Genomic DNA, 24,079 nt, shown 5'->3' with positions numbered 1-24,079 from the left:
CGGCAGCTGATACGAGTCATCCTCACCGGCAAAGCTGATCGACACACCGCTGGTGCCGGCACGGCCGGTACGGCCAATGCGGTGCACGTAGTCGTCCGGGTCTTCCGGCAGGGTGAAGTTGATCACGTGGCTGATGCCATCGATATGGATCCCGCGCCCGGCCACGTCGGTGGCCACCAGCACGGTGATGCGCCCCTCGCGGAAGCTCTCCAGGGTTCGGATGCGCTTGTGCTGCGGCACGTCGCCCGACAGCTGGGCGGCATTGATGCCGTCGCGTACCAGCTTCTCCTCGATGCGCCGCACTTCGTCCTTGCGGTTGGCGAACACCATCACCCGTTCCCACTTGTTCTGGGTCACCAGGTTGTACAGCAGTTTGTACTTGTCGCTGCCGGCCACCGCATACACGTGCTGCTCGACCGTTTCGCTGGCCACGTTCTCCGGCTCGATCTCGACGATGGCCGGGTTGGTGGTCCACTGCTTGGCCAGGTTCATCACATCGTCGGTGAAGGTGGCGGAGAACAGCAGGGTCTGGCGCTCGCTTTTCGGCGGTGTCTGACGAATGATTTGGCGGACCTGGGGGATGAAGCCCATGTCGAGCATGCGGTCGGCTTCGTCAAGCACCATCACCTCGACCATGTCCAGGTGCACTTCGCCGCGCTGGTTGAAGTCCAGCAGGCGGCCAGGGGTAGCCACCAGGATATCGCAGTGGCGCGCTTCCAGGGCTTTGAGCTGCTTGTCGAAGTCCATGCCACCGACGAAGCTCATCACGTTCAGGCCGGTGTACTTGGTCAGGGCAGCGGCGTCCTTGGCGATCTGCACCACCAGTTCGCGGGTGGGGGCAATGATCAGCGCGCGCGGTTCGCCCATGTAGCGCTCTTTAGGCGGTGGCGTCTGCTGCAACTGGGAAATGATCGAGATCAGGAAGGCGGCCGTCTTGCCGGTACCCGTCTGGGCCCGGCCGATGGCGTCCTGGCCCCGCAGGGTGTAACCCAGGACCTGCGCCTGGATCGGCGTGCAGTACGGGAAGCCCAGGTCGTGGATGGCGTGCATCAGCTCATTGGACAGCTTGAAGTCGTGGAAGCGGGTTTTGCCTTCCTGTGGCTCGACCACGAAGTCTTCGGGCTTCCACAGGCTCGCCTGCGGCTTGGGCTTGCGTTCGCGGCGCGGTTTGTCCTTGGCCGGTTGTTCGGCAGGTGGCGTAGCGGCGGCAGGTGGCTCAGCCTTGGGGGCGGGGGTGGCATGTGGTGCGGCCGGTTTTGCCGCGGGCCGGGCTTCCGGCGTCACGCTGGCAGCAGGAGCGGCGGCTTGCGGCGCGGCCTCTCCCTTGCCGAATATTTTTCTGAGTGCTTTGAGCACGGTCGTCTCATCAACTGATTAAGGAATGTACGCCGGGCAGTGTAATGCAAGATCCGGGCGCGGCGTAGCGGAATACGCCCACAACTACAAGCGAGGCTGCCTATTGCAGCTGCTTGCTCAGCCAGTCGTGGATATCGTTCAGTTCTTCGACCACCACTTCGTGTTCCATCGGGTATTCGTACCAGCGGGCAGCGACGCCCCAGATGTTCAGGTACTCGAAGGCGGTACGGCCCATGGACGGGATTACCACCGGATCATGCACGCCATGCAGGCACAGGGCCGGGGTGCGTTGCTGGCAGGCACTCAACTGGTGCTGCTCATTGAAGGTGGGGGCATAGGTGGACAGGGCGATCACCCCGCCCAGTGCTTCCTGCCACTTTATATAGGCAGTGTGCAGCACCACCGCGCCGCCCTGGGAGAAGCCGGCCAGGAAGATCCGCGACAGGTTGATGCCTTTGGCCTGCTCGGCCTTGATCAGTGCAACCACCTGTTCGGCTGACTCTTCCAGTTGCGCTTCGTCGATGGCGCGGGCCGGGGTCATGGCCTTGATGTCATACCAGCTGGGCATGGCATAGCCGCCATTGATGGTCACGGGCCGGGTCGGTGCCTGGGGCATGATGAAGCGCGTGCTGAGCAAGCGCTCCTGCATGAATTCGGCCACAGGTAGGAAGTCGTAACGGTCGGCCCCCAGACCGTGCAACCAGATCACACAGGCGTCAGCGGTTTTCTGTGGTTCGAGAATCAGCGGGTTGGTCATGACTGCTCCGAAAATGTGCGGGTCTTGTTATGGCGTGCGTGAAAAGTAGGCACCGGGAATGATTGTCGGAAAAAGAATGTCGCAACGATACAACTTTTCCTACTTGACGAGCGCTTAAACGCTACAGCGCGACAATCTGGTACGCGCTTTGCAACTCAACCTGTGATGCAAAGGGCAGGCCGTGACGGTAACACCCTCTGCACGCGAAGGCTGTCACAGAACAGTCCATTGCGCCAATTGACCCAATAACAAGCCAATACGGGTCGGATACGCCTCAAAAGGGTGCGGTGCAATTCCGGCTCGATACAACAAGAGCGATTTGGAGGTTGTGAATGAAGATGTTGAAAACCACCCTGGCAGTCCTGACCGCTGCCGCCGCGCTGGGCGCCGTGAGCAATGCCCAGGCCGGCGCCACCCTCGATGCGGTAAAGAAGAAGGGCTTCGTCCAGTGTGGCGTGAGCGACGGTCTTCCAGGCTTCTCGGTACCTGATGCGAAGGGCAAGATCGTCGGCATCGACGCCGATGTCTGCCGCGCCGTGGCTGCCGCCGTATTCGGCGATGCCACCAAGGTCAAGTTCAGCCAGCTCAACGCCAAGGAACGCTTCACCGCCCTGCAATCGGGCGAGGTCGATGTGCTGTCGCGTAACACCACCTGGACCAGCTCGCGCGATGCCGGCATGGGCCTGGTATTCACGGGTGTCACCTACTATGACGGCGTTGGCTTCCTGGTCAACAAGAAGCTCGGCGTTTCCAGCGCCAAAGAGCTCGATGGCGCGACCATCTGCATCCAGGCCGGTACCACCACCGAGCTGAACGTATCGGACTTCTTCCGCGCCAACGGCCTGAAGTACACCCCGATTACCTTCGACACCTCTGACGAGAGCGCCAAATCGCTGGAGTCTGGCCGTTGCGACGTGCTGACTTCGGACAAATCGCAGCTGTTCGCCCAGCGCTCCAAACTGGCCGCGCCGACCGAATACGTGGTGTTGCCGGAAACCATCTCCAAGGAACCGCTGGGCCCGGTAGTGCGCAAAGGCGACGAGGATTGGTTCAGCATCGTCAAGTGGACCCTGTTCGCCATGCTCAACGCCGAAGAGGCGGGCATCACCTCCAAGAACGTCGAGGCCGAAGCCAAGTCCACCAAGAACCCGGATGTCGCCCGACTGCTGGGTGCGGATGGCGAGTACGGCAAGGACCTCAAGCTGCCCAAAGACTGGGTAGTGCAGATCGTCAAGCAAGTGGGTAACTATGGCGAAGTGTTCGAGAAGAACCTGGGCCAGAGCACTAACCTGAAGATCGACCGTGGCATGAACGCCCTGTGGAACAACGGCGGCATCCAGTACGCGCCTCCAGTGCGCTGATGGCTGCACCCTGCGGCGGCATTCGGCCGCCGCAGGTTGTTCGGAACCCTTCTTTCCGGGGCACTTCATGCAAAATCAAATCGGCGCACAAAAGGGGCTATCCCTGAATGATCCGCGTGTGCGCGCGTGGCTGTTCCAGATTCTCACGATCGTCTTCGTGGTCGGTCTGGGCTGGTACCTGTTCCACAACACGCAGACCAACCTTCAACACCGGGGCATCACCTCGGGCTTCGAGTTCCTCGACCGCAGTGCCGGCTTCGGTATCGCCCAGCACCTGATCCCCTATGTGGAATCCGACAGTTATGCGCGGGTGTTCGTCATCGGCCTGCTCAATACGCTGTTGGTGACCTTCATCGGCATCATTCTGGCGACGATACTGGGCTTCATCATCGGTGTGGCTCGCCTGTCACCGAACTGGATGATCAACAAACTGGCGACCGTGTATGTGGAAACCTTCCGCAACATTCCGCCGTTGTTGCAGATCCTGTTCTGGTACTTCGCCGTGTTCCTGACTCTGCCGGGACCGCGGGGCAGCATCAACTTCGATGACAAGTTCTTCATCAGCAACCGTGGCTTGAACATGCCTGGCGCGTCCATGGCTGATGGCTTCTGGCCATTTGTGGTGGCCTTGGCAATCGCCATTGCCGCTATAGCCGTGATGGTGCGCTACGCCAACAAGCGCTTCAACGAAACTGGCGTGCCGTTCCACAAGTTCTGGGCGGGGCTGCTGCTGTTCATCGCCATCCCGAGCCTGAGCGTGCTGGTGTTCGGCAGCCCGGTAACCTGGGATATGCCGCAGCTCAAGGGCTTCAACTTCGTCGGGGGCTGGGTGCTGATCCCAGAGCTGCTGGCGCTGACCTTGGCGCTGACTATCTATACGGCAGCCTTCATCGCCGAAATCGTGCGTTCCGGCATCCGTTCGGTCAGCCATGGCCAGACCGAAGCGGCTCGCTCGTTGGGCCTGCGCGAGGGCCCGACCCTGCGCAAGGTGATCATCCCCCAGGCACTGCGGGTGATCATTCCGCCGCTGACCAGCCAGTACCTGAACCTGGCGAAGAACTCGTCGCTGGCGGCCGGTATCGGCTATCCGGAGATGGTCTCGCTGTTCGCCGGTACCGTGCTCAACCAGACCGGACAAGCCATCGAGGTGATCGCCATCACCATGAGCGTCTATCTCGCCATCAGCATCAGCATTTCGCTGCTGATGAACTGGTACAACAAGCGCATTGCGCTGATCGAGCGATGAGGATACGCCCGTGAATGCCCATGTTTTCAAACCTGACATGCCGCCACCGGTGAAAACCGTCGGCGTGCTCGCATGGATGCGCGCCAATCTGTTCTCCAACTGGCTCAATACGCTGCTGACCCTGTTCGCGATCTACCTGATATGGCTGATTGTGCCGCCATTGCTACAGTGGGCGTTGCTCGACGCCAACTGGGTCGGCACCACCCGTGCCGATTGCACCAAGGAGGGCGCCTGCTGGGTGTTCGTGCAGCAGCGCTTCGGCCAGTTCATGTACGGTTACTACCCCACCGAGCTGCGCTGGCGCGTGGACCTGACCGTGTGGCTTGCAGTCATCGGCGCCGCGCCATTGTTCATCAAGCGTTTCCCGCGCAAGGCCATCTACGGCCTGGCCTTCCTGGTGCTGTACCCGGTGTTGGCCTACACCCTGCTGCATGGGGGGTATCTGGGCCTGCAAAACGTACCCACCAGCCAGTGGGGCGGGCTGATGCTGACCCTGGTGATCGCTACCGTGGGCATTGTCGGCGCCTTGCCTTTGGGCATCCTGCTGGCCCTGGGCCGGCGTTCGAGGATGCCGGCCGTGAAGGTGGTGTGTGTGACCTTCATCGAGTTCTGGCGCGGCGTACCGCTGATCACCGTGTTGTTCATGTCGTCGGTGATGTTGCCGTTGTTCCTGCCTGAAGGCATGAGCTTCGACAAGCTGCTGCGGGCGATGATCGGTGTAATCCTGTTCCAGTCGGCGTACATCGCCGAGGTGGTGCGTGGCGGCCTGCAGGCCATCCCCAAGGGCCAGTACGAAGCCGCCGCGGCCATGGGCCTTGGCTACTGGCGCTCGATGGGGCTGGTGATCCTGCCGCAGGCGCTGAAGCTTGTGATTCCCGGCATCGTCAACACCTTCATTGCCCTGTTCAAGGACACCAGCCTGGTGATCATCATCGGCCTGTTCGACCTGCTGAACAGCGTCAAGCAAGCAGCCGCAGACCCGGCCTGGCTGGGCATGGCCACCGAGGGCTACGTGTTCGCCGCCCTGGTGTTCTGGATTTTCTGTTTCGGTATGTCCCGCTACTCCATGCATCTGGAGCGCAAGCTGGACACTGGCCACAAGCGTTAGGAGTTTCGAAATGAGTGAAGCGATCAAGCAGCCTGCTGGCCCCGAAGGCATCATCCAGATGCAGGGTGTGAACAAGTGGTATGGCCAGTTCCATGTGCTCAAGGACATCAACCTGAACGTGCGCCAGGGCGAACGCATCGTGCTGTGCGGGCCCTCCGGCTCGGGCAAGTCCACCACCATCCGCTGCCTTAACCGCCTGGAAGAGCACCAGCAAGGGCGTATCGTGGTCGATGGCGTGGAGCTGACCAACGACCTCAAGCAGATCGAGGCCATCCGCCGCGAGGTGGGCATGGTGTTCCAGCACTTCAACCTGTTCCCGCACCTGAGCATTCTGGAGAACTGCACCCTGGCGCCAATGTGGGTGCGCAAGATGCCACGGCGCAAGGCCGAGGAAATTGCCATGCACTACCTGGAGCGTGTGCGGATTCCGGAGCAGGCACACAAGTACCCCGGGCAGTTGTCCGGCGGCCAGCAGCAGCGTGTGGCCATTGCCCGCGCGTTGTGCATGAAGCCCAAGATCATGCTGTTCGACGAGCCGACCTCGGCACTGGACCCGGAAATGGTCAAGGAAGTACTCGATACCATGGTGGGCCTGGCCGAGGATGGCATGACCATGCTCTGTGTGACCCACGAAATGGGCTTTGCCCGTACCGTGGCGAACCGGGTTATCTTCATGGACAAGGGCGAGATTGTGGAGCAGGCCGCGCCGGATGATTTCTTCGACCGGCCGCGCAGTGACCGGACCAAGTTGTTCCTCAGCCAGATCCTCCACTGATGCTGTTTGGGCTGCGCGGCAGCCCTTCGCGGGCACGCCCGCTCCCACAGGTTTAGCGTTGGCTTTGGAGCCTGCGTAAATCCTGTGGGAGCGGGCGTGCCCGCGAAGGGCCGCAACGCGGCCCCGGCTTTATTTATTTTCCTGGCTGGCAGCCGGCGCCGGCGGCGGCCGCAGCCCCACCTCGGCGATCAGTTTCAACGGCTGCCCGTTGCGCATCACCTCAATGGTGATCTTCTCGTTGGGCTTGATCCGCGCTACCTGGTTCATCGACTTGCGCCCGTCTCCGGCCGGCTCGCCATTGATGCTCAGGATCACGTCACCCAGTTGCAGCCCGGCCTTGGCGGCTGGCCCTTCGCGGAAGATGCCCGCCACCACGATGCCTGGGCGGTCCTTCATGCCGAACGACTCTGCCAGCTCCTGGCTCAGTGGCTGTACTTCGATGCCCAGCCAGCCACGTATCACCTGGCCATGTTCGACGATCGACTTCATCACCTCCAGTGCCAGCTTTACCGGGATGGCGAAGCCGATGCCCTGCGAGCCGCCGGACTTGGAGAAGATCGCGGTATTGATGCCGATCAGGTTGCCATTGGCATCCACCAGCGCACCACCGGAGTTGCCTGGGTTGATCGCCGCGTCGGTCTGGATGAAGTCTTCGTAGTTGTTAAGCCCCAGCTGATTGCGGCCAGTGGCGCTGATGATGCCCATGGTCACAGTCTGGCCGACGCCGAACGGGTTGCCGATGGCCAGCGACACGTCGCCGATGCGAATGTTGTCGGAACGGCCGATGGTGATTGCCGGCAGGTTCTTCAAGTCGATCTTCAGCACCGCAAGGTCGGTTTCCGGGTCGCTGCCGATCACGCGGGCCAAAGTCTCGCGGCCATCCTTCAGGGCGACGACGATCTGATCGGCGCCGCTGGTGACATGGTTGTTGGTCAGCAGGTAGCCCTCAGGGCTCATGATTACCGCCGAGCCCAGGCTTGATTCCCAGCGGCGCTGTTTGGGCAGGTTGTCACCGAAGAAGCGGCGGAACTGCGGGTCCTCGAACAGCGGGTGGGCGCTTTTGTTCACCACCTTGGTGGTGTACAGGTTGGCCACCGCCGGGGCGGCCAGGGTCACGGCGTCGGCGTACGACACCGGACCTTGCATGATCCGCGTGGTCTGTGGCGCTTGTTGCAGGTTGACGTCCTGGCTGGGCAGCCCGACCCATTGCGGAAAACGCTGGATGATCAGCATGGCGATCAGTATGCCGGTAAGCAGGGGCCAGCCGAAGTAACGCAAAGCCTTGAACATGAACGAATCCTGGAAAGAGCAGGGGCCAGCGGCCTGGCAGTGGGGCATGAGCGCGCGCGATCATACACCGGTTCCCCCAGTGACGGCGACGGCCCATAATGGCCGGCATTATACGGGCGTTCGTCAGGCGTTGCGCCCGGGAAAAGCGCAGTTTTCGAGGAGATTTTCATGGCCGTCGCTCTAAACACCCTGGTCGAGGAAGCCGAGCGTTATCTGGGCAGCGCGAAGATCCAGGATTATTGCCCAAATGGTCTGCAGGTCGAGGGCCGGCCGCAGGTCAGCCGTATTGTCAGTGGTGTTACCGCCAGCCAGGCATTGCTGGATGCCGCGGTCGAGGCCGAGGCCGATCTGGTGCTGGTGCACCATGGTTACTTCTGGAAGGGCGAGAACCCGTGCATCACCGGGATTCGCCAGCGTCGCCTGAAGACCTTGCTTAATAACGATATCAGTCTGCTGGCGTTTCACCTGCCCTTGGACGTGCACCCGGAAGTCGGCAACAACGTGCAACTGGCGCGGCAACTGGAGATCACTGTCGAAGGGCCACTTGACCCGGAAAACCCCAAAGTGGTCGGGCTGATCGGTTCGCTGGCCGAATCCATGACCGCGCGCGATTTTGCCCGTCGGGTTCAAGGCGTGCTGGGGCGTGAGCCGTTGCTGGTCGAAGGCAACGACATGATCCGCCGGGTGGGCTGGTGCACCGGCGGCGGGCAGGGCTATATCGACACGGCGATTGCCGCCGGGGTGGACCTGTACCTGACCGGTGAGGCGTCCGAGCAGACCTACCACAGTGCGCGCGAGAATGGCGTCAGCTTCATTGCTGCCGGGCACCATGCCACCGAGCGCTACGGGGTGCAGGCACTGGGCGATTACCTGGCACGACGGTTTGCCTTGGAGCACCTGTTCATCGATTGCCCTAATCCCATCTGATAGCGGTATCGCCCTCTTCGCGGCTGAACCCGTTCCTACACGGGCCTGTAGGAGCGGGTACACCCGTGAAGAGGACGGCCCTGCCAGCCCAAACCCCCAGTCATATCGTTAGATTTTTTCGATCTAGCCAGCCTCCTAAATAGAAGCAGCCGCTGTGATAGAGTGGCTCGCTCGAACACGGCCCGCAGGCCGTCCATAAGATCGTTTTTCGTGAGTAGCCATGGTCGACAAACTGACGCACTTGAAACAGCTGGAGGCGGAGAGCATCCACATCATCCGCGAGGTGGCCGCCGAGTTCGACAACCCGGTGATGCTGTACTCGATCGGCAAGGACTCCGCCGTGATGCTGCACCTGGCGCGCAAGGCCTTCTTCCCGGGCAAGCTGCCGTTCCCGGTGATGCACGTCGACACCCAGTGGAAATTCCAGGAGATGTACAGCTTCCGCGACAAAATGGTCGAGGAAATGGGCCTGGAGCTGATCACCCACGTCAACCCCGAGGGTGTGGCGCAGGGTATCAACCCGTTTACCCATGGCAGCTCCAAGCACACCGATATCATGAAGACCCAGGGCCTGAAGCAGGCGCTGGACAAGCATGGTTTCGACGCTGCCTTCGGTGGTGCGCGCCGCGACGAAGAGAAGTCGCGGGCCAAGGAGCGTGTGTATTCGTTCCGTGACAGCAAGCACCGCTGGGACCCGAAGAACCAGCGCCCCGAGCTGTGGAATGTGTACAACGGCAAGGTCAACAAGGGCGAGTCGATCCGCGTCTTCCCGTTGTCGAACTGGACCGAACTGGACATCTGGCAGTACATCTACCTTGAAGGCATCCCGATCGTGCCGCTGTACTTCGCCGCCGAGCGTGAAGTCATCGAGAAGAACGGCACCCTGATCATGATCGACGACGAGCGCATCCTCGAGCACCTCTCCGAGGAAGAAAAAGCCAGCATCGTCAAGAAGAAGGTGCGTTTCCGTACCCTCGGCTGCTACCCGCTGACGGGCGCTGTCGAATCGGAAGCCGAGACCCTGACGGACATCATTCAGGAAATGCTCCTGACCCGTACGTCCGAACGCCAGGGCCGTGTCATCGATCACGATGGCGCCGGTTCCATGGAAGACAAGAAACGCCAAGGCTACTTCTAATTTCAGGGTTACTCCATGTCGCACCAATCTGATCTGATCAGCGAGGACATCCTCGCCTACCTGGCCCAGCATGAGCGCAAGGAACTGCTGCGCTTCCTGACTTGCGGCAACGTTGACGACGGCAAGAGCACCCTGATCGGGCGCCTGCTGCACGATTCGAAGATGATCTACGAGGACCACCTCGAGGCCATCACCCGTGATTCGAAGAAAGTCGGCACCACCGGCGAAGAAGTCGACCTGGCGTTGCTGGTAGATGGCCTGCAGGCCGAGCGCGAGCAGGGCATCACCATCGATGTCGCCTACCGCTACTTCTCCACCGCCAAGCGCAAGTTCATCATCGCCGACACCCCGGGCCACGAGCAGTACACCCGCAACATGGCCACCGGTGCGTCCACCTGCGACCTGGCGATCATCCTGGTCGATGCCCGCTACGGTGTGCAGACCCAGACCCGTCGCCACAGCTACATCGCGTCGTTGCTGGGCATCAAGCACATCGTGGTCGCGGTCAACAAGATGGACCTGAAGGGCTTCGATGAAGGCGTCTTCGAGTCGATCAAGGCCGACTACCTGAAGTTTGCCGAAGCCATCAACCTGACCCCGAGCAGCCTGCACTTCGTGCCGATGTCGGCGCTCAAGGGTGACAACGTGGTCAACCACAGCGAGCAGTCGCCGTGGTACGCCGGCCCGACGCTGATGGAAATCCTCGAAACCGTCGAGGTTTCGGCTGACCGCAACTTCACCGACTTGCGTTTCCCGGTGCAGTACGTCAACCGTCCCAACCTGAACTTCCGCGGCTTTGCTGGCACCATCGCCAGCGGCGTGGTGCACAAAGGTGACGAGATTGTCGTGCTGCCGTCGGGCAAGAGCAGCCGGGTCAAGTCCATCGTCACCTACGAAGGTGAACTGGAAAACGCCGGCCCAGGCCAGGCCGTGACCCTGACCATGGAAGACGAGATCGACATCTCCCGTGGCGACCTGCTGGTACATGCCGACAACGTCCCGCCGGTAACTGACCACTTCGACGCCATGCTGGTGTGGATGGCCGAGGAGCCGATGCTCCCGGGCAAGAAATACGACATCAAGCGTGCCACCAGCTACGTGCCAGGCTCGATTGCCAGCATCACCCACAAGGTCGATGTGAACACCCTGGAGCAGGGCGCTGCCAGCGCACTGCAACTGAACGAAATCGGCCGCGTCAAGGTTGCCCTGGACACCTCGATTGCCCTCGACGGTTACGACAGCAACCGCACCACCGGTGCGTTCATCGTCATCGACCGCCTGACCAACGGTACCGTTGGCGCCGGCATGATCATCGCCCCGCCCGTGTTGCCACACGGCAGCACCGGTCATCATGGCAAGCAGGCTCACGTGTCCACCGAAGAGCGCGCCCTGCGCTTCGGCCAGCAGCCAGCCACCGTGCTGTTCAGCGGCCTGTCCGGTGCTGGCAAGAGCACCTTGGCTTATGCCGTGGAGCGCAAGCTGTTCGACATGGGGCGCGCGGTGTACGTGCTCGACGGCCAGAACCTGCGTCACGACCTGAACAAGGGCCTGCCACAGGACCGCGCCGGCCGCACCGAGAACTGGCGCCGCGCCGCCCACGTGGCGCGCCAGTTCAACGAAGCCGGCATGCTGACCCTGGCTGCGTTCGTGGCCCCGGATGCCGAAGGCCGCGAACAGGCCAAGGCGCTGATCGGCAAGGAGCGCCTGGTGACCGTTTACGTCCAGGCCTCGCCGCTGGTCTGCCGCGAGCGTGACCCGCAAGGCCTGTACGCTGCCGGTGGCGACAACATCCCGGGCGAGAGCTTCCCGTTCGATGTGCCGCTGGATGCTGATCTTGTGATCGACACCCAGGCCACCAGCGTGGACGAAGGCGTGAAACAGGTGCTGGACGTGCTGCGTCAGCGTGGCGCGATTTAAGCGCTAGCCTGCAAGGAGAACCCCGCTTCGGCGGGGTTTTTTGTCTCGCGTTCAGGATCCTTCCCACTGTTCGGAAAGATCTGTCCTAGATATGTTTCTCCGACACCGGTATCACCCGCCTTTCCTTGACTGCTTTGTACGAAAAACTCGAATAGATCTCCTTCACCCCCGGCAACCGCTGCAGCACCTCCCGGGTAAATTCCCCAAACGACTCCAGGTCCCGTGCCAGTATCTCCAGCAGAAAGTCATAGCGCCCGGAGATGTTGTGGCAGGCGACGATTTCGGGAATTTCCATCAGCCGCTGTTCGAACGCCAGCGCCATGTCCTTGGTGTGCGAGTCCATCATGATGCTGACGAACGCGGTCACGCCAAACCCCAGCGACTTGGGCGAGAGGATGGCCTGGTAGCCGGTGATGTAGCCGTTTTCTTCCAGCAGCTTGACCCGTCGCCAGCAGGGCGAGGTGGTCAGTGCCACCTGGTCGGCGAGTTCGGCAACGGTGAGGCGGGCGTTGTCCTGCAAGGCGGCGAGCAGGGCGCGGTCGGTGCGGTCGAGGCTTGAAGGCATTTTTTGCCCTCCTGGTCCGTTGATTATTGTTTTTGTTCCAGAAAGCACGCCTATGTGTAGGCTATTTTGGAAAAAATTGGGCAGCTCGGTGGCATAAGCTTACAACAAACCACAAGAGGCCGTTGCCATGCGCGACTCCCACGACAACACCGGTTTTTCCACGCGGGCCATTCACCATGGCTACGACCCGCTGTCCCACGGTGGCGCCTTGGTGCCGCCGGTGTACCAGACGGCCACCTATGCCTTTCCCACTGTTGAGTACGGCGCTGCCTGCTTCGCCGGAGAGGAGGCGGGGCACTTCTACAGTCGCATCTCCAACCCCACGCTGGCCTTGCTGGAGCAGCGCATGGCTTCGCTGGAGGGTGGTGAGGCGGGGTTGGCGTTGGCATCAGGGATGGGTGCGATTACCTCAACCATCTGGACCCTGCTACGGCCTGGCGATGAGCTGATTGTGGGGCGCACCTTGTATGGCTGCACCTTCGCTTTTCTGCACCACGGTATTGGTGAGTTCGGCGTCAAAGTTCGCCATGTCGATCTCAACGATTCCATGGCCCTGAAGGCGGCGATCAACAGCAAAACACGGATGATCTACTTCGAAACACCGGCCAACCCCAATATGCAGCTTGTGGACATTGAGGCGGTTGTCGAGGCGGTGCGGGGGCATGATGTGCATGTGGTGGTCGATAACACCTACTGTACGCCGTACCTGCAGCGGCCACTGGAGCTGGGGGCGGACCTGGTGGTGCACTCGGCAACCAAGTACCTCAGTGGCCACGGTGATATCACTGCGGGGCTGGTGGTGGGGCGCAAGGCGTTGGTCGATCGCATTCGCCTGGAAGGGCTGAAGGATATGACCGGGGCAGTGCTGTCGCCCCATGACGCGGCGCTGCTGATGCGCGGGATCAAGACCCTGGCCCTGCGAATGGACCGGCATTGCGCCAATGCTCAGAAGGTGGCCGAGTTTCTGGCTCGGCAGCCGCAGGTGGAATTGATTCATTACCCGGGGCTACCGTCTTTTGCCCAGTACGCGTTGGCCCAGCGACAGATGCGTTTGCCTGGCGGGATGATTGCGTTTGAGCTCAAGGGTGGTATCGAGGCCGGGCGGCGCTTCATGAACGCGCTGCAGCTCTTTGCGCGGGCGGTGAGCCTGGGAGATGCCGAGTCGCTGGCGCAGCACCCGGCGAGCATGACCCATTCCAGCTATACGCCGCAGGAGCGAGCGCATCACGGGATATCGGAGGGGTTGGTGCGTCTGTCGGTGGGGCTGGAGGATGTGGAGGACCTGCTGGCAGATGTCGAACAGGCATTGCAGGCCTGCTGTTAGGTTGCCTGCACTGGCCCCTTCGCGGGCACGCCCGCTCCCACAGGTATTCCACAAGTTTCACATGCTGTGGTGTACCTGTGGGAGCGGGCGTGCCCGCGAAGGGGCCAGTGAATCCAGCCCACAAAAAAGGCCTCTTGCGAGGCCTTTTGCATGTTCAGCAGATCAACGCTTGAGCCCGTAGCTCTCATCCAGCATGCCTGGCGAGTTGGGCGCTTTCGGCGCATAGTCGCGCGGCACTTCGGCGGTGTCTTTAGGTGGGGTCAGGCGGTCACGCGGGCCTTGCGGTGCATCGGAGTGCAGCGCAGCCAGCAGGCGTTGGCGAGTGACGTCATCGAGGGCCAGACTGTTGGCGCCTTCAGCCAGGTGATCCTGTACGTCCTGGTAGCTCTGGGTCAGTTTCTTGACCAGCATGGCGGTGCTGTTGAAGTGGGTGACCACTTCGTTCTGGTAGCTGTCGAAGCGCTTCTGGATGTCATCCAGTTGACGCTGGGTGTTGCTCGGCGCCGCATTGGGCAGCAGGCGGGCAACAATGAAACCGACTGCCACACCGATGACCAGGGCCAGGGTTGGCAACAACCAAACAAGGAGCGAGAGTTCCACGAGTCCTTCCTCTATAAACGGCTTTGCTTTACGTTAACGGCTCAGACCTGCGCTGTATACCGCGAGCGATCGCAAATCAGAACAGAATTTCACACCTAGACGAATCGACCCTTCCCGAGGTCACGGAGTAGTGCCTTGCTTGTCCGCGAAACCCCCTTGTTCATCGATGGCCCTTGCGGCCAGCTTGAAGCTTTGTACCTCGACGTGGCGCAAGCCCGTGGCGCGGTGCTGATCTGCCATCCTAACCCGGTCCAGGGCGGCACCATGCTCAACAAGGTTGTCTCGACCCTGCAGCGCACCGCACGTGATGCCGGTTATGTGACCTTGCGTTTCAACTACCGTGGCGTCGGGCAAAGTGCTGGCAGCCATGACATGGGCGCTGGTGAAGTGGCCGATGCAGAGGCAGCTGCAGCATGGCTGCGTGCCAGGCACCCCGGGCTACCGCTGGTGCTGATGGGCTTTTCGTTCGGTGGTTTCGTTGCCACCAGCCTGGCCGGGCGCCTTGAAGCCGCAGGTGTCGAGTTGCAGCACCTGTTCATGATCGCCCCGGCAGTCATGCGCCTGACCGCCGAATTTCCGCTGCCGCAGCGCTGCCCGATCACCGTGGTGCAGCCGGACGCCGACGAAGTCGTCGCGCCGCAGCTGGTTTACGAATGGTCCGACAGCCTGTCGCGTCCCCATGAGCTGCTGAAAGTGGCAGAATGCGGACACTTCTTCCATGGCAAGCTGACCGATCTGAAGGATCTGCTGCTGCCGCGCCTTTCGAACTGAGCCAAGCCTGAATAAGCGAACACCCATGACCACGCGCATTCTTACCGGTATCACCACCACCGGCACTCCGCACCTGGGCAACTACGCCGGCGCCATCCGCCCGGCGATCCGTGCCAGCCAGCAGCCCGGTGTCGACTCGTTCTACTTCCTGGCCGACTACCACGCCCTGATCAAGTGCGACGACCCGCTGCGCATCCAGCGTTCGCGCCTGGAAATTGCCGCCACCTGGCTGGCCGGTGGCCTGGACCCGGACAAGGTGACCTTCTATCGCCAGTCCGACATCCCGGAAATCCCCGAGCTGACCTGGCTGCTTACCTGCGTTGCTGCCAAAGGCCTGCTGAACCGTGCGCATGCCTACAAGGCCTCGGTGGACAAGAACGTCGAGAGCGGCGAAGACCCGGACGCCGGCGTGACCATGGGCCTGTTCAGCTACCCGGTGCTGATGGCCGCCGATATCCTGATGTTCAACGCCAACAAGGTGCCGGTCGGCCGTGACCAGATCCAGCACGTGGAAATGGCCCGCGATATCGGCCAGCGCTTCAACCACCTGTTCGGTCAGGGCAAGGACTTCTTCGCCTTGCCGGAGGCGGTGATCGAGGAAAGCGTGGCGACCCTGCCGGGCCTGGACGGGCGCAAGATGTCCAAAAGCTATGACAACACCATCCCGTTGTTCACCAGCGCCAAGGACATGAAAGACGCCATCTCGCGCATCGTCACCGATTCGCGCGCGCCAGGTGAGGCGAAAGACCCGGACAACGCGCACCTGTTCACCCTGTACCAGGCCTTCTCGACGCCTGAGCAATGCGCCGGGTTCCGCGAAGAGCTGCTGCAGGGCCTGGGCTGGGGCGATGCCAAGCAGCGCCTGTTCCAGCTGCTGGACGGCCAGCTGGCCGAGAAGCGCGAGTACTATCACCAGCTGATCGCCCGTCCGGCGGACCTGGAAGACATCCTGCTGGCCGGCGCCGCCAAGGCCCGCAAGATCGCCACGCCGTTCCTCGAGCAGTTGCGCGAGGCCGTTGGCTTGCGTTCGTTCCGCAGCAGCGTGCAGGCCAGCACCGAAGTGAAGAAAAAAGCCACCAAGAGCGCACGCTTCGTCAGCTTCCGTGACGAAGACGGCAGCTTCCGTTTCCGCCTGCTGGCCGCTGACGGTGAGCAACTGCTGCTGTCGCGCAGCTTCGCCGACGGCAAGAGTGCCGGCGCCGTGAGCAAGCAGTTGCAGCAGGGTGGCGAGGCCGATGTCCGCGTCGAAGGCCTGAGCTTCGGCCTGTGGCTCAATGGCGAGCAGGTCGCCGAAGGGCCGCAGTTCGACAACGCTGAAGCCCGTGATGCGGCCATTCAGAGCCTGAACGAAGCCTTGGCACCACAGCAGGACTGAGGCTGCCAAACGGTGGGAGCGGGCGTGCCCGCGAAACAGGCGCCGCGGTGCATGGCACCGGCTTTGCCGGTGTTCGCGGGCACGCCCGCTCCCACAGACTGATTGCCATTAAGCGGGCCTGTCGCTACAGTGACGGCCCGTTTTTTGTTGCCTCGCTAACGAATCATGACTCCCTTAGAACGCTATCAAGCAGATCTGAAACGTCCCGACTTCTTCCATGACGCGGCGCAGGAAACTGCGGTGCGTCACCTCCAGCGCCTGTACGACGACCTGGTGCACGCGCAGAACAACAAGCCGGGCGTGTTCGGCAAGCTGTTCGGCAAGAAGGAGCAGACCCCGGTCAAGGGCCTGTACTTCTGGGGTGGGGTAGGGCGAGGCAAGACCTACCTGGTTGATACTTTCTACGAAGCGCTGCCGTTCAAGCAGAAGATGCGTACGCACTTCCACCGCTTCATGAAGCGTGTGCACGAGGAAATGAAAACCCTCAAGGGCGAGAAGAACCCGCTGACCATCATTGCCAGGCGCTTCAGCGAAGAAGCCAAGGTGATCTGCTTCGACGAATTCTTCGTGTCGGACATTACCGACGCCATGATCCTCGGCACCTTGATGGAAGAGCTGTTCAAGAATGGCGTGTCGCTGGTGGCCACCTCCAACATCGTGCCGGACGGCCTGTACAAGGACGGCCTGCAGCGTGCGCGCTTCCTGCCGGCCATCGCCATGATCAAGCAGTACACCGACGTGGTTAACGTCGATAGCGGGGTCGACTACCGCCTGCGTCACCTGGAGCAGGCTGAACTGTTCCACTTCCCGCTCGATGACGCGGCGCACCAGAGCATGCGCGCCAGCTTCAAGGCGCTCACCCCTGAGTGCACCCAGGCGATCGAGAACGACGTGCTGATGATCGAGAACCGCCCGATCAATGCCCTGCGTACTTGCGACGACGTCGCCTGGTTCGATTTCCGCGCCCTGTGCGACGGGCCGCGCAGCCAGAACGACTACATTGAGTTGGGCAAGATCTTCCACGCCGTATTGCTGAGCAACGTGGAGCAGATGGGTGTCACCACCGACGACATCGCCCGCCGCTTCATCAACATGGTGGACGAGTTTTACGATCGCAACGTCAAGCTCATCATCTCGGCCGAGGTGGAGTTGAAGGACCTGTATACCGGTGGGCGTCTGAGCTTCGAGTTCCAGCGTACCCTGAGCCGGTTGCTGGAGATGCAGTCGCACGAATTCCTGGCGCGCGCGCACAAGCCTTAACAGCAGCAAGCTTCAGACGGCAAGGAAAATTCAGGGCAATGCGCGATCCGCTCTGGTTTTTCCTTGTCGCTTCAAGCGCGAAGCCTGCTGCTCTGGAAGCCTCTCAGGCCTCCTGCATGAACTGCTGCCGATACTGGTTCGGCGACAACTCGGTGTGCTGGCGGAACAGTCGCGCAAAGAAACTGGCATCGTCATACCCCACCTCGTAACTGATGGTCTTGATGCTCTTGCGCGTGCTCGACAACAACCCCTTGGCTGTCTCGATGCGTAGCCGTTGCAGGTAGTGCAGCGGCTTGTCACCTGTTGCGCCCTGGAAGCGGCGCATGAAGTTGCGGATGCTCATGCCGTGGTTGCGAGCCACATCCTCGAAGCGGAACTTGTCGGCGAAGTGCTCCTCCAGCCAGTGCTGGATCTGCAGGATGATCAGGTCCTGGTGCAGCTTCTGCCCGCCAAAGCCCATGCGCCCCGGGGTGTAGTTGCGCTGCACTTCGTAAAGGATATCGCGGGACACCGCACGGGCCACGTTGGCGCCGCAAAAGCGTTCGATCAGGTAGATGTACAGGTCGCAGGCTGAAGTTGCACCGCCGGCGCAATAGATATTGTCGGCATCGGTCAGGTGCTTGTCCTGGTTCAGGCGGATCTGCGGGAAGCGTTCGGCAAAGCTGTTGAAGAAGCGCCAGTAGGTGGTCGCCTCCTTGCCATCGAGCAGACCGGATTCGGCCAGCCAGAACACACCACTGGCCTCGGCGCACAGCACCGCGCCACGCGCGTGCTGTTCACGCAGCCACGGCAGCACCTGTGGATAACGTTGCAGCAGGTTGTCGAAATCATCCCAGTAGGCCGGGAGGATGATCACATCAGCGTCGTCCAGGCCGCCGTCAACCGGTAACTGCACATTGCTGAAGCTGTCCACGGGCTGGCTGTCGGGGCTCACCAGGCGGATTTCGAACATGGGCTGCAAGCCCAGGCCCAGCTGCTTGCTGTAGCGCAGACTGGCGAGGTGGAAGAAGTCCTTGGCCTGCATCAAGGTCGAAGCGAACACCTTGTCAATGGCCAGGATGCTGACGCGCCGCAGCGACGCTGAGGGTTGGGTAAACATCATTGTCATTATTCTTATAGGGTAGAGTGGTCAATCACCGGCTGGATCGTCTTATTTTTTGGCGATTGTGTCTACCCCATGGAGCAGCGGCGCGAGGCGGTGCGCAGTGTTTGGATCAAGGCGCCGGGTTGGGTTGCTCCTGATGAATGGCTTCGATCGCTGTCAGCAGATCGGCGCTCAGGTTCAGTTCAAGGCTGGCCAGGTTGCTGTCCAGCTGCTGTAGGCTGGTGGCGCCAATGATGTTGCTGGTCACGAACGGCTGTCGGGTGACGAACGCCAAGGCCATTTGCGCCGGGTCCAGGCCGTGCTCGCGGGCCAGCTGCACGTAGCGGCTGCAGGCCGCCACGGTCTGTGGGTTGGAGTAACGGGCAAAGCGGCTGAACAGGGTCAGGCGTGCATTGTCCGGCCGTGCGCCGTTCTCGTACTTGCCCGAGAGCATGCCGAAGGCCAGCGGCGAATAGGCCAGCAGGCCACACTGTTCGCGTATGGCCACTTCTGCCAGGCCCACCTCGAAGCTGCGGTTGAGCAGGTTGTACGGGTTCTGGATCGATACCGCCCGCGGCCAGCCATGGCTCTCGGCCAATTGCAGGAATTTCATGGTGCCCCACGGTGTTTCGTTGGACAGGCCGATGTGGCGGATCTTGCCCGCACGTACCTGCTCGTCGAGCACCTGGAGGGTTTCTTCCAGTGGGGTGAAGTGATCCTGCGGCAGGTGCTGGTAGCCCAGCTTGCCGAAAAAGTTGGTGCTGCGCTCTGGCCAGTGCAACTGGTACAGGTCGATTCGGTCGGTCTGCAGGCGCTTCAGGCTCTCGTCCAGCGCCGCGACGATGTGCTGACGGTTGTGCTTGAGCTGCCCGTCGCGGATATGGCTGATGCCGTTGCCCGGGCCTGCAACCTTGCTGGCCAGGATCCACGCGTCGCGGTCGCCATGTTCGCGGAACCAGTTGCCGATGATGCGCTCGGTGGCCGCGTAGGTCTCCGGGCGGGGAGGGACCGGGTACATCTCGGCGGTGTCGATGAAGTTGACACCGGCGGCTTTGGCCCGGGCAATTTGTGCGAAGGCCTCGGCCTGGATGTTCTGCTCGCCCCAGGTCATGGTACCCAGGCACAGGGCGCTGACGTTGAGATCGGTACGGCCGAGCTGGCGGTATTCCATCGGTTAGTCACTCCTTGGCAATGGATGCTCATCAAAGCAGGTTGAAATTTTTCGCGCAATCTGGATAATTCAGCCCCTCTCCGCGTGGCGGAAGTGATGCACCATCACGCAGGAAGAACCCCGTCGAACATTGGCGTGCCCGACCCGAGCCCCCAAAAGCGTCTGTGTTCGGCTGCGCGCTTGCCCTTGGCAAGCTGTGCACTATCCAGTAAGATTCGCCGTCTATTTTTCGCTGGGCGGCCTCTGAGGCTTTAGAGAATGAAAACTTTTACTGCTAAACCGGAAACAGTAAAGCGCGAGTGGTTCGTAGTCGACGCCGCTGGCCAGACCCTGGGTCGTCTGGCTACCGAAATCGCTACCCGTCTGCGTGGCAAACACAAACCAGAATACACCCCTCACGTTGACACCGGCGACTACATCGTCGTTATCAACGCCGAGCAGGTTCGTGTGACTGGTGCCAAGTCTTCCGACAAAATGTACTACTCCCACTCCGGTTTCCCAGGCGGTATCAAGGAAATCAACTTCGAGAAGTTGATCGCCAAGGCCCCTGAGCGTGTTATCGAAACTGCGGTCAAGGGCATGCTGCCTAAGAACCCGCTGGGTCGCGACATGTACCGTAAGCTGAAAGTGTACGCGGGTGCTGCTCACCCACACACTGCTCAGCAGCCTCAAGAACTGAAGATCTAACGGGATAGTTCATTATGTCGGCGACTCAAAATTACGGCACTGGCCGTCGCAAGACCGCAACCGCTCGCGTATTCCTGCGTCCGGGTACTGGTAACATCTCCATCAACAACCGTTCTCTGGACGTGTTCTTCGGTCGCGAAACCGCTCGCATGGTTGTTCGCCAGCCGCTCGAGCTGACTGAATCCGTTGAGAAATTCGACATCTACGTCACCGTTTCCGGTGGTGGTGTCAGCGGTCAAGCCGGTGCGATCCGTCACGGTATCACCCGCGCTCTGATGGAATACGACGAAACCCTGCGTGGCGCTCTGCGTCGTGCTGGCTACGTCACCCGCGACGCTCGTGAAGTTGAGCGTAAGAAAGTGGGTCTGCGTAAAGCGCGTAAGCGTCCTCAGTACTCCAAGCGTTAATACCGCTTCGGCAGTCGAAAAAAGCCCGGTTCCTTGGAACCGGGCTTTTTTTTTGGGCTTGAACTAACCTGTCAGCAGTCAGTGGCCGCTTGTCGCATAGACGCAGATCAAGCAAAGCGTGGGTTGTCGCCCTTGCCGGGGTAATCACCTTGTCAGTGTGTGGATTTGTTTCTTACCATGGCGGCCAATTTTTAGTGCCATTGACACAACCTAAGTACAGGCCAGGTCCAACTGGCCAAGCAAGCTGATGGGAGAGGACTGAATGAGCAATGACGGCGTCAACGCAGGCCGGCGCCGCTTCCTCGTAGCCGCGACATCCGTGGTCGGGGCGGCGGGGGCAGTGGGGGCTGCGGTACCGTTCGTGGGGTCATGGTTTCCCAGTGCCAAGGCGAAAGCCGCGGGTGCACCGGTGAAGGTCAACATCGCCAAGGTCGAGGCCGGGCAGCAGATGGTGGCCGAGTGGCGTGGCCAGCCCGTATTCATCGTGCGGCGAACGGAGGAAATCCTTGGCAATCTGAAAAAAATCACGGGTGACCTGTCCGACCCCGAGTCCAAGGCCTCGGTACAGCCAGCGTACGTCGACCCTGAGGTTCGCTCGATCAAACCGGAAATTCTCATTCTCGTTGGTCTGTGCACGCACCTGGGCTGCTCGCCCACCTTCCGACCGGAAGTGGCACCCGCTGACCTTGGGCCGAAATGGGTTGGTGGCTACTTCTGCCCGTGCCACGGCTCCCACTATGACCTGGCTGGCCGTGTCTATAAGTCCCAGCCGGCGCCTCTCAACCTGCCCGTGCCACCACACTCTTATGAGTCGGACGAGATCATCGTCATTGGCGTCGACCAGGAGAACGCATGATGAGCAAGTTCATGGACTGGATTGATGCTCGCTTCCCCGCCACCAAGATGTGGGAAGACCACCTGAGCAAGTATTACGCACCCAAGAACTTCAACTTCCTGTACTTCTTTGGCTCGCTTGCATTGCTGGTGCTGGTCAACCAGATCGTGACCGGCGTTTGGCTGACCATGAGCTTCACGCCTTCGGCGGAAGAGGCGTTCGCCTCGGTCGAGTACATCATGCGTGACGTGGAATACGGCTGGATCCTGCGCTACCTGCACTCCACGGGGGCGTCAGCGTTCTTCATCGTGGTCTACCTGCACATGTTCCGCGGCCTGCTCTACGGCTCCTATCAGAAGCCACGCGAACTGGTCTGGTTGTTCGGCATGCTGATCTATCTGGCGCTGATGGCTGAAGCGTTCATGGGCTACCTGCTGCCATGGGGGCAGATGTCGTACTGGGGGGCCCAGGTGATCATCTCGCTGTTCGGTGCCATCCCGGTGATCGGTGATGACCTCACCCAGTGGATCCGCGGTGACTACCTGATCTCGGGCATCACCCTGAACCGCTTCTTCGCCCTGCATGTGGTTGCCCTGCCAATCGTGATTCTTGGCCTGGTGGTATTGCACATCCTCGCCCTGCACGAAGTGGGTTCGAACAACCCTGATGGCGTCGACATCAAAAAGAAAAAGGACGAAAACGGTATTCCGCTGGATGGTATTCCGTTCCACCCGTACTACACCGTCAAAGACATTGTCGGCGTGGTGGTGTTCCTGTTCGTGTTCTGCGCCGTGGTGTTCTTCTTCCCTGAAATGGGCGGTTATTTCCTGGAGAAACCTAACTTCGAGCAGGCCAACGCCTTCAAGACCCCAGAGCACATCGCGCCGGTGTGGTACTTCACGCCGTTCTACGCAATCCTGCGTGCGGTGCCTGACAAACTGATGGGCGTCATTGCCATGGGGGCGGCCATCGCCGTGCTGTTCGTGTTGCCCTGGCTCGACCGCAGCCCGGTGCGCTCCATGCGTTACAAGGGCTGGATCAGCAAGGCCTTCCTGCTGGTGTTCTGCGTGTCCTTCGTCATCCTCGGCGTGCTGGGCGTACTGGCACCGACACCTGGGCGTACCTTGTTGTCGCAGGTGTGCACGGTGCTGTACTTCGCCTACTTCCTGCTGATGCCGTTCTACACAAGGCTCGAGAAGACCAAACCGGTTCCGGAAAGGGTGACTGGCTGATGAAAAAGTTGATTGCAGTATTTTTGCTGGCAGTGATGCCTGCCTTTTCCTTCGCTGCCGAAACTGGCCTGGAGCTGGACAAGGTCGATATCGACCTGACTGACAAAGCCGCCATGCAGGACGGTGCGCGTACCTTCGCCAACTATTGCATGGGTTGCCACAGTGCCAAGTTCCAGCGTTACGAGCGGGTGGCTGATGACCTGGGGATTCCGCATGAGCTGATGCTCGAGAAGCTGGTGTTCACGGGTGCCAAGATCGGTGACCACATGCAGATCGGCATGAAGCCCAGCGACGCCAAGACCTGGTTCGGTGCCGCGCCGCCCGACCTGACCCTGGTGGCCCGCGTACGCGGTACCGACTGGCTTTACACTTACCTGCGCAGCTTCTATGAGGACCCATCGCGCCCTTACGGGGTGAACAACAAGGTATTCCCGAACGTCGGCATGCCTAACGTGCTGGTAGGTCTGCAAGGCAACCAGGTGGTAGGTTGCAAGCAGGTGCAGACTGTGGTCGATGGCAAGAAGCAATTCGACCCGTTGACCGGCAGCCCGTTGACCCATGAAGCTTGTGATCAGCTGACCATTACGCCGAATTCCGGTACCCTGACGACCGAGCAGTTCGACGAGAAGGTCAAGAACCTTGTGACCTTCCTGGCCTATTCGGCCAACCCAGTCAAGCTGGAGAGCCAGCGCATCGGCACCTATGTGTTGCTGTACCTGGCTTTCTTCTTCGTATTCGCCTACTTGCTCAAGCGTGAATACTGGAAGGACGTGCACTGATCACGCAGTAGTTTCTGGTTGTTGAACGCGCCCGGGGTGGCCTAGCAGTATTGCCAGGTCACCCCGGGCGCGTTTTCATTTAAAGTTGCACAAGCATCCGTGCGAGGAGCCGCT

At 60.9% G+C, this 24,079-nt stretch carries 23 protein-coding genes; 16 read left to right on the top strand and 7 right to left on the bottom strand.

Annotation, left to right across the window (positions count from 1 at the left end):
- Together rhlB and ACF8EF_RS10285 are read right to left on the bottom strand one after the other, a co-directional pair.
- On the bottom strand, positions 1 to 1,356 hold a 1,356-nt coding region (rhlB, locus tag ACF8EF_RS10290), incomplete at its 3' end, for an ATP-dependent RNA helicase RhlB (protein WP_392461368.1).
- A 100-nt stretch (positions 1,357 to 1,456) separates the two neighbouring features.
- Positions 1,457 to 2,113, bottom strand: coding sequence for an alpha/beta hydrolase (locus tag ACF8EF_RS10285; protein WP_176682592.1), 657 nt, complete (start codon positions 2,111 to 2,113; stop codon positions 1,457 to 1,459).
- Between the two features lie 332 nt (positions 2,114 to 2,445).
- Here ACF8EF_RS10285 and ACF8EF_RS10280 point away from each other — a divergent pair, with 332 nt between their 5' ends.
- The 4 genes from ACF8EF_RS10280 (at position 2,446) to ACF8EF_RS10265 (ending at position 6,603) form a co-directional block, all read left to right on the top strand.
- Positions 2,446 to 3,474: an amino acid ABC transporter substrate-binding protein gene (locus ACF8EF_RS10280; RefSeq protein WP_176682593.1), complete on the top strand. Its 1,029-nt coding sequence runs from the start codon at positions 2,446 to 2,448 to the stop codon at positions 3,472 to 3,474.
- Positions 3,475 to 3,541: 67 nt separating this feature from the next.
- Positions 3,542 to 4,720, top strand: a complete 1,179-nt coding sequence (locus ACF8EF_RS10275) for an amino acid ABC transporter permease (RefSeq protein WP_176682594.1) — start codon at positions 3,542 to 3,544, stop codon at positions 4,718 to 4,720.
- A 10-nt stretch (positions 4,721 to 4,730) separates the two neighbouring features.
- On the top strand, positions 4,731 to 5,828 hold the full coding sequence (locus ACF8EF_RS10270; RefSeq protein ID WP_392461366.1) for an amino acid ABC transporter permease: 1,098 nt from the start codon (positions 4,731 to 4,733) through the stop codon (positions 5,826 to 5,828).
- A 10-nt stretch (positions 5,829 to 5,838) separates the two neighbouring features.
- On the top strand, positions 5,839 to 6,603 hold the full coding sequence (locus ACF8EF_RS10265) for an amino acid ABC transporter ATP-binding protein (protein ID WP_003251792.1): 765 nt from the start codon (positions 5,839 to 5,841) through the stop codon (positions 6,601 to 6,603).
- A gap of 129 nt (positions 6,604 to 6,732) precedes the next feature.
- On the opposite strand, the gene algW is transcribed toward ACF8EF_RS10265, so the two are convergent.
- Positions 6,733 to 7,893: a Do family serine endopeptidase AlgW gene (algW, locus tag ACF8EF_RS10260; RefSeq protein WP_021784129.1), complete on the bottom strand. Its 1,161-nt coding sequence runs from the start codon at positions 7,891 to 7,893 to the stop codon at positions 6,733 to 6,735.
- 168 nt (positions 7,894 to 8,061) lie between these two features.
- Between algW and ACF8EF_RS10255 the strand changes: the two genes are divergently transcribed.
- The 3 genes from ACF8EF_RS10255 (at position 8,062) to cysN (ending at position 11,875) form a co-directional block, all read left to right on the top strand.
- A complete protein-coding gene (locus ACF8EF_RS10255; RefSeq protein ID WP_176682596.1) occupies positions 8,062 to 8,820 on the top strand; it encodes a Nif3-like dinuclear metal center hexameric protein in 759 nt (252 codons plus the stop codon).
- Positions 8,821 to 9,040: 220 nt separating this feature from the next.
- Complete coding sequence (cysD, locus tag ACF8EF_RS10250) at positions 9,041 to 9,958, top strand: sulfate adenylyltransferase subunit CysD (RefSeq protein WP_392461364.1); 918 nt, start codon at positions 9,041 to 9,043, stop codon at positions 9,956 to 9,958.
- A gap of 15 nt (positions 9,959 to 9,973) precedes the next feature.
- Positions 9,974 to 11,875, top strand: coding sequence for a sulfate adenylyltransferase subunit CysN (gene cysN, locus ACF8EF_RS10245; RefSeq protein ID WP_084852049.1), 1,902 nt, complete (start codon positions 9,974 to 9,976; stop codon positions 11,873 to 11,875).
- Between the two features lie 85 nt (positions 11,876 to 11,960).
- Here cysN and ACF8EF_RS10240 read toward each other — a convergent pair whose 3' ends face one another.
- Complete coding sequence (locus ACF8EF_RS10240; protein ID WP_003251803.1) at positions 11,961 to 12,440, bottom strand: Lrp/AsnC family transcriptional regulator; 480 nt, start codon at positions 12,438 to 12,440, stop codon at positions 11,961 to 11,963.
- Positions 12,441 to 12,567: 127 nt separating this feature from the next.
- On the opposite strand from ACF8EF_RS10240, the gene ACF8EF_RS10235 reads away from it, so the two are divergent.
- Positions 12,568 to 13,764 carry a methionine gamma-lyase gene (locus ACF8EF_RS10235; protein WP_392461362.1) on the top strand — a complete coding sequence of 399 codons (1,197 nt, stop codon included), beginning with the start codon at positions 12,568 to 12,570 and terminating at the stop codon, positions 13,762 to 13,764.
- Positions 13,765 to 13,926: 162 nt separating this feature from the next.
- On the opposite strand, the gene ACF8EF_RS10230 is transcribed toward ACF8EF_RS10235, so the two are convergent.
- On the bottom strand, positions 13,927 to 14,364 hold the full coding sequence (locus ACF8EF_RS10230) for a YhcB family protein (RefSeq protein ID WP_010952432.1): 438 nt from the start codon (positions 14,362 to 14,364) through the stop codon (positions 13,927 to 13,929).
- Between the two features lie 135 nt (positions 14,365 to 14,499).
- On the opposite strand from ACF8EF_RS10230, the gene ACF8EF_RS10225 reads away from it, so the two are divergent.
- The 3 genes from ACF8EF_RS10225 to zapE all read left to right on the top strand — a co-directional run bounded on the left by ACF8EF_RS10225 (position 14,500) and on the right by zapE (position 17,770).
- Positions 14,500 to 15,135 carry an alpha/beta hydrolase gene (locus ACF8EF_RS10225; RefSeq protein WP_176682598.1) on the top strand — a complete coding sequence of 212 codons (636 nt, stop codon included), beginning with the start codon at positions 14,500 to 14,502 and terminating at the stop codon, positions 15,133 to 15,135.
- 25 nt (positions 15,136 to 15,160) lie between these two features.
- Positions 15,161 to 16,510 (top strand): tryptophan--tRNA ligase, encoded by a 1,350-nt coding sequence (locus ACF8EF_RS10220; protein ID WP_176682599.1) that lies wholly within the window; start codon positions 15,161 to 15,163, stop codon positions 16,508 to 16,510.
- A gap of 165 nt (positions 16,511 to 16,675) precedes the next feature.
- Complete coding sequence (zapE, locus tag ACF8EF_RS10215; protein WP_176682600.1) at positions 16,676 to 17,770, top strand: cell division protein ZapE; 1,095 nt, start codon at positions 16,676 to 16,678, stop codon at positions 17,768 to 17,770.
- Between the two features lie 103 nt (positions 17,771 to 17,873).
- Here zapE and ACF8EF_RS10210 read toward each other — a convergent pair whose 3' ends face one another.
- Positions 17,874 to 18,794, bottom strand: a complete 921-nt coding sequence (locus ACF8EF_RS10210) for a GlxA family transcriptional regulator (protein WP_172402841.1) — start codon at positions 18,792 to 18,794, stop codon at positions 17,874 to 17,876.
- A gap of 190 nt (positions 18,795 to 18,984) precedes the next feature.
- A complete protein-coding gene (locus ACF8EF_RS10205) occupies positions 18,985 to 20,025 on the bottom strand; it encodes an NADP(H)-dependent aldo-keto reductase (RefSeq protein ID WP_176682601.1) in 1,041 nt (346 codons plus the stop codon).
- A 258-nt stretch (positions 20,026 to 20,283) separates the two neighbouring features.
- Between ACF8EF_RS10205 and rplM the strand changes: the two genes are divergently transcribed.
- From rplM to ACF8EF_RS10180, 5 genes are all read left to right on the top strand, one after another.
- Positions 20,284 to 20,712, top strand: a complete 429-nt coding sequence (gene rplM, locus ACF8EF_RS10200; RefSeq protein WP_003251819.1) for a 50S ribosomal protein L13 — start codon at positions 20,284 to 20,286, stop codon at positions 20,710 to 20,712.
- A gap of 14 nt (positions 20,713 to 20,726) precedes the next feature.
- Positions 20,727 to 21,119 (top strand): 30S ribosomal protein S9, encoded by a 393-nt coding sequence (rpsI, locus tag ACF8EF_RS10195; protein WP_003251821.1) that lies wholly within the window; start codon positions 20,727 to 20,729, stop codon positions 21,117 to 21,119.
- A 262-nt stretch (positions 21,120 to 21,381) separates the two neighbouring features.
- Positions 21,382 to 21,975: a ubiquinol-cytochrome c reductase iron-sulfur subunit gene (gene petA / locus ACF8EF_RS10190; RefSeq protein WP_003251823.1), complete on the top strand. Its 594-nt coding sequence runs from the start codon at positions 21,382 to 21,384 to the stop codon at positions 21,973 to 21,975.
- A complete protein-coding gene (locus ACF8EF_RS10185) occupies positions 21,975 to 23,186 on the top strand; it encodes a cytochrome bc complex cytochrome b subunit (protein WP_176682602.1) in 1,212 nt (403 codons plus the stop codon). Before petA ends, ACF8EF_RS10185 begins: the two co-directional genes overlap by 1 nt.
- On the top strand, positions 23,186 to 23,965 hold the full coding sequence (locus ACF8EF_RS10180) for a cytochrome c1 (RefSeq protein WP_176682603.1): 780 nt from the start codon (positions 23,186 to 23,188) through the stop codon (positions 23,963 to 23,965). The genes ACF8EF_RS10185 and ACF8EF_RS10180 overlap by 1 nt, the downstream gene beginning before the upstream one ends.
- Positions 23,966 to 24,079: the final 114 nt, after the last annotated feature.

The organism is Pseudomonas sp. zjy_15 (assembly GCF_043101865.1).
Taxonomy (GTDB): Bacteria; Pseudomonadota; Gammaproteobacteria; order Pseudomonadales; family Pseudomonadaceae; genus Aquipseudomonas; species Aquipseudomonas putida_Y.
The sequence above is the reverse complement of the archived record's forward strand: the minus strand, read 5'-3'. Positions and strand labels throughout refer to the sequence as shown.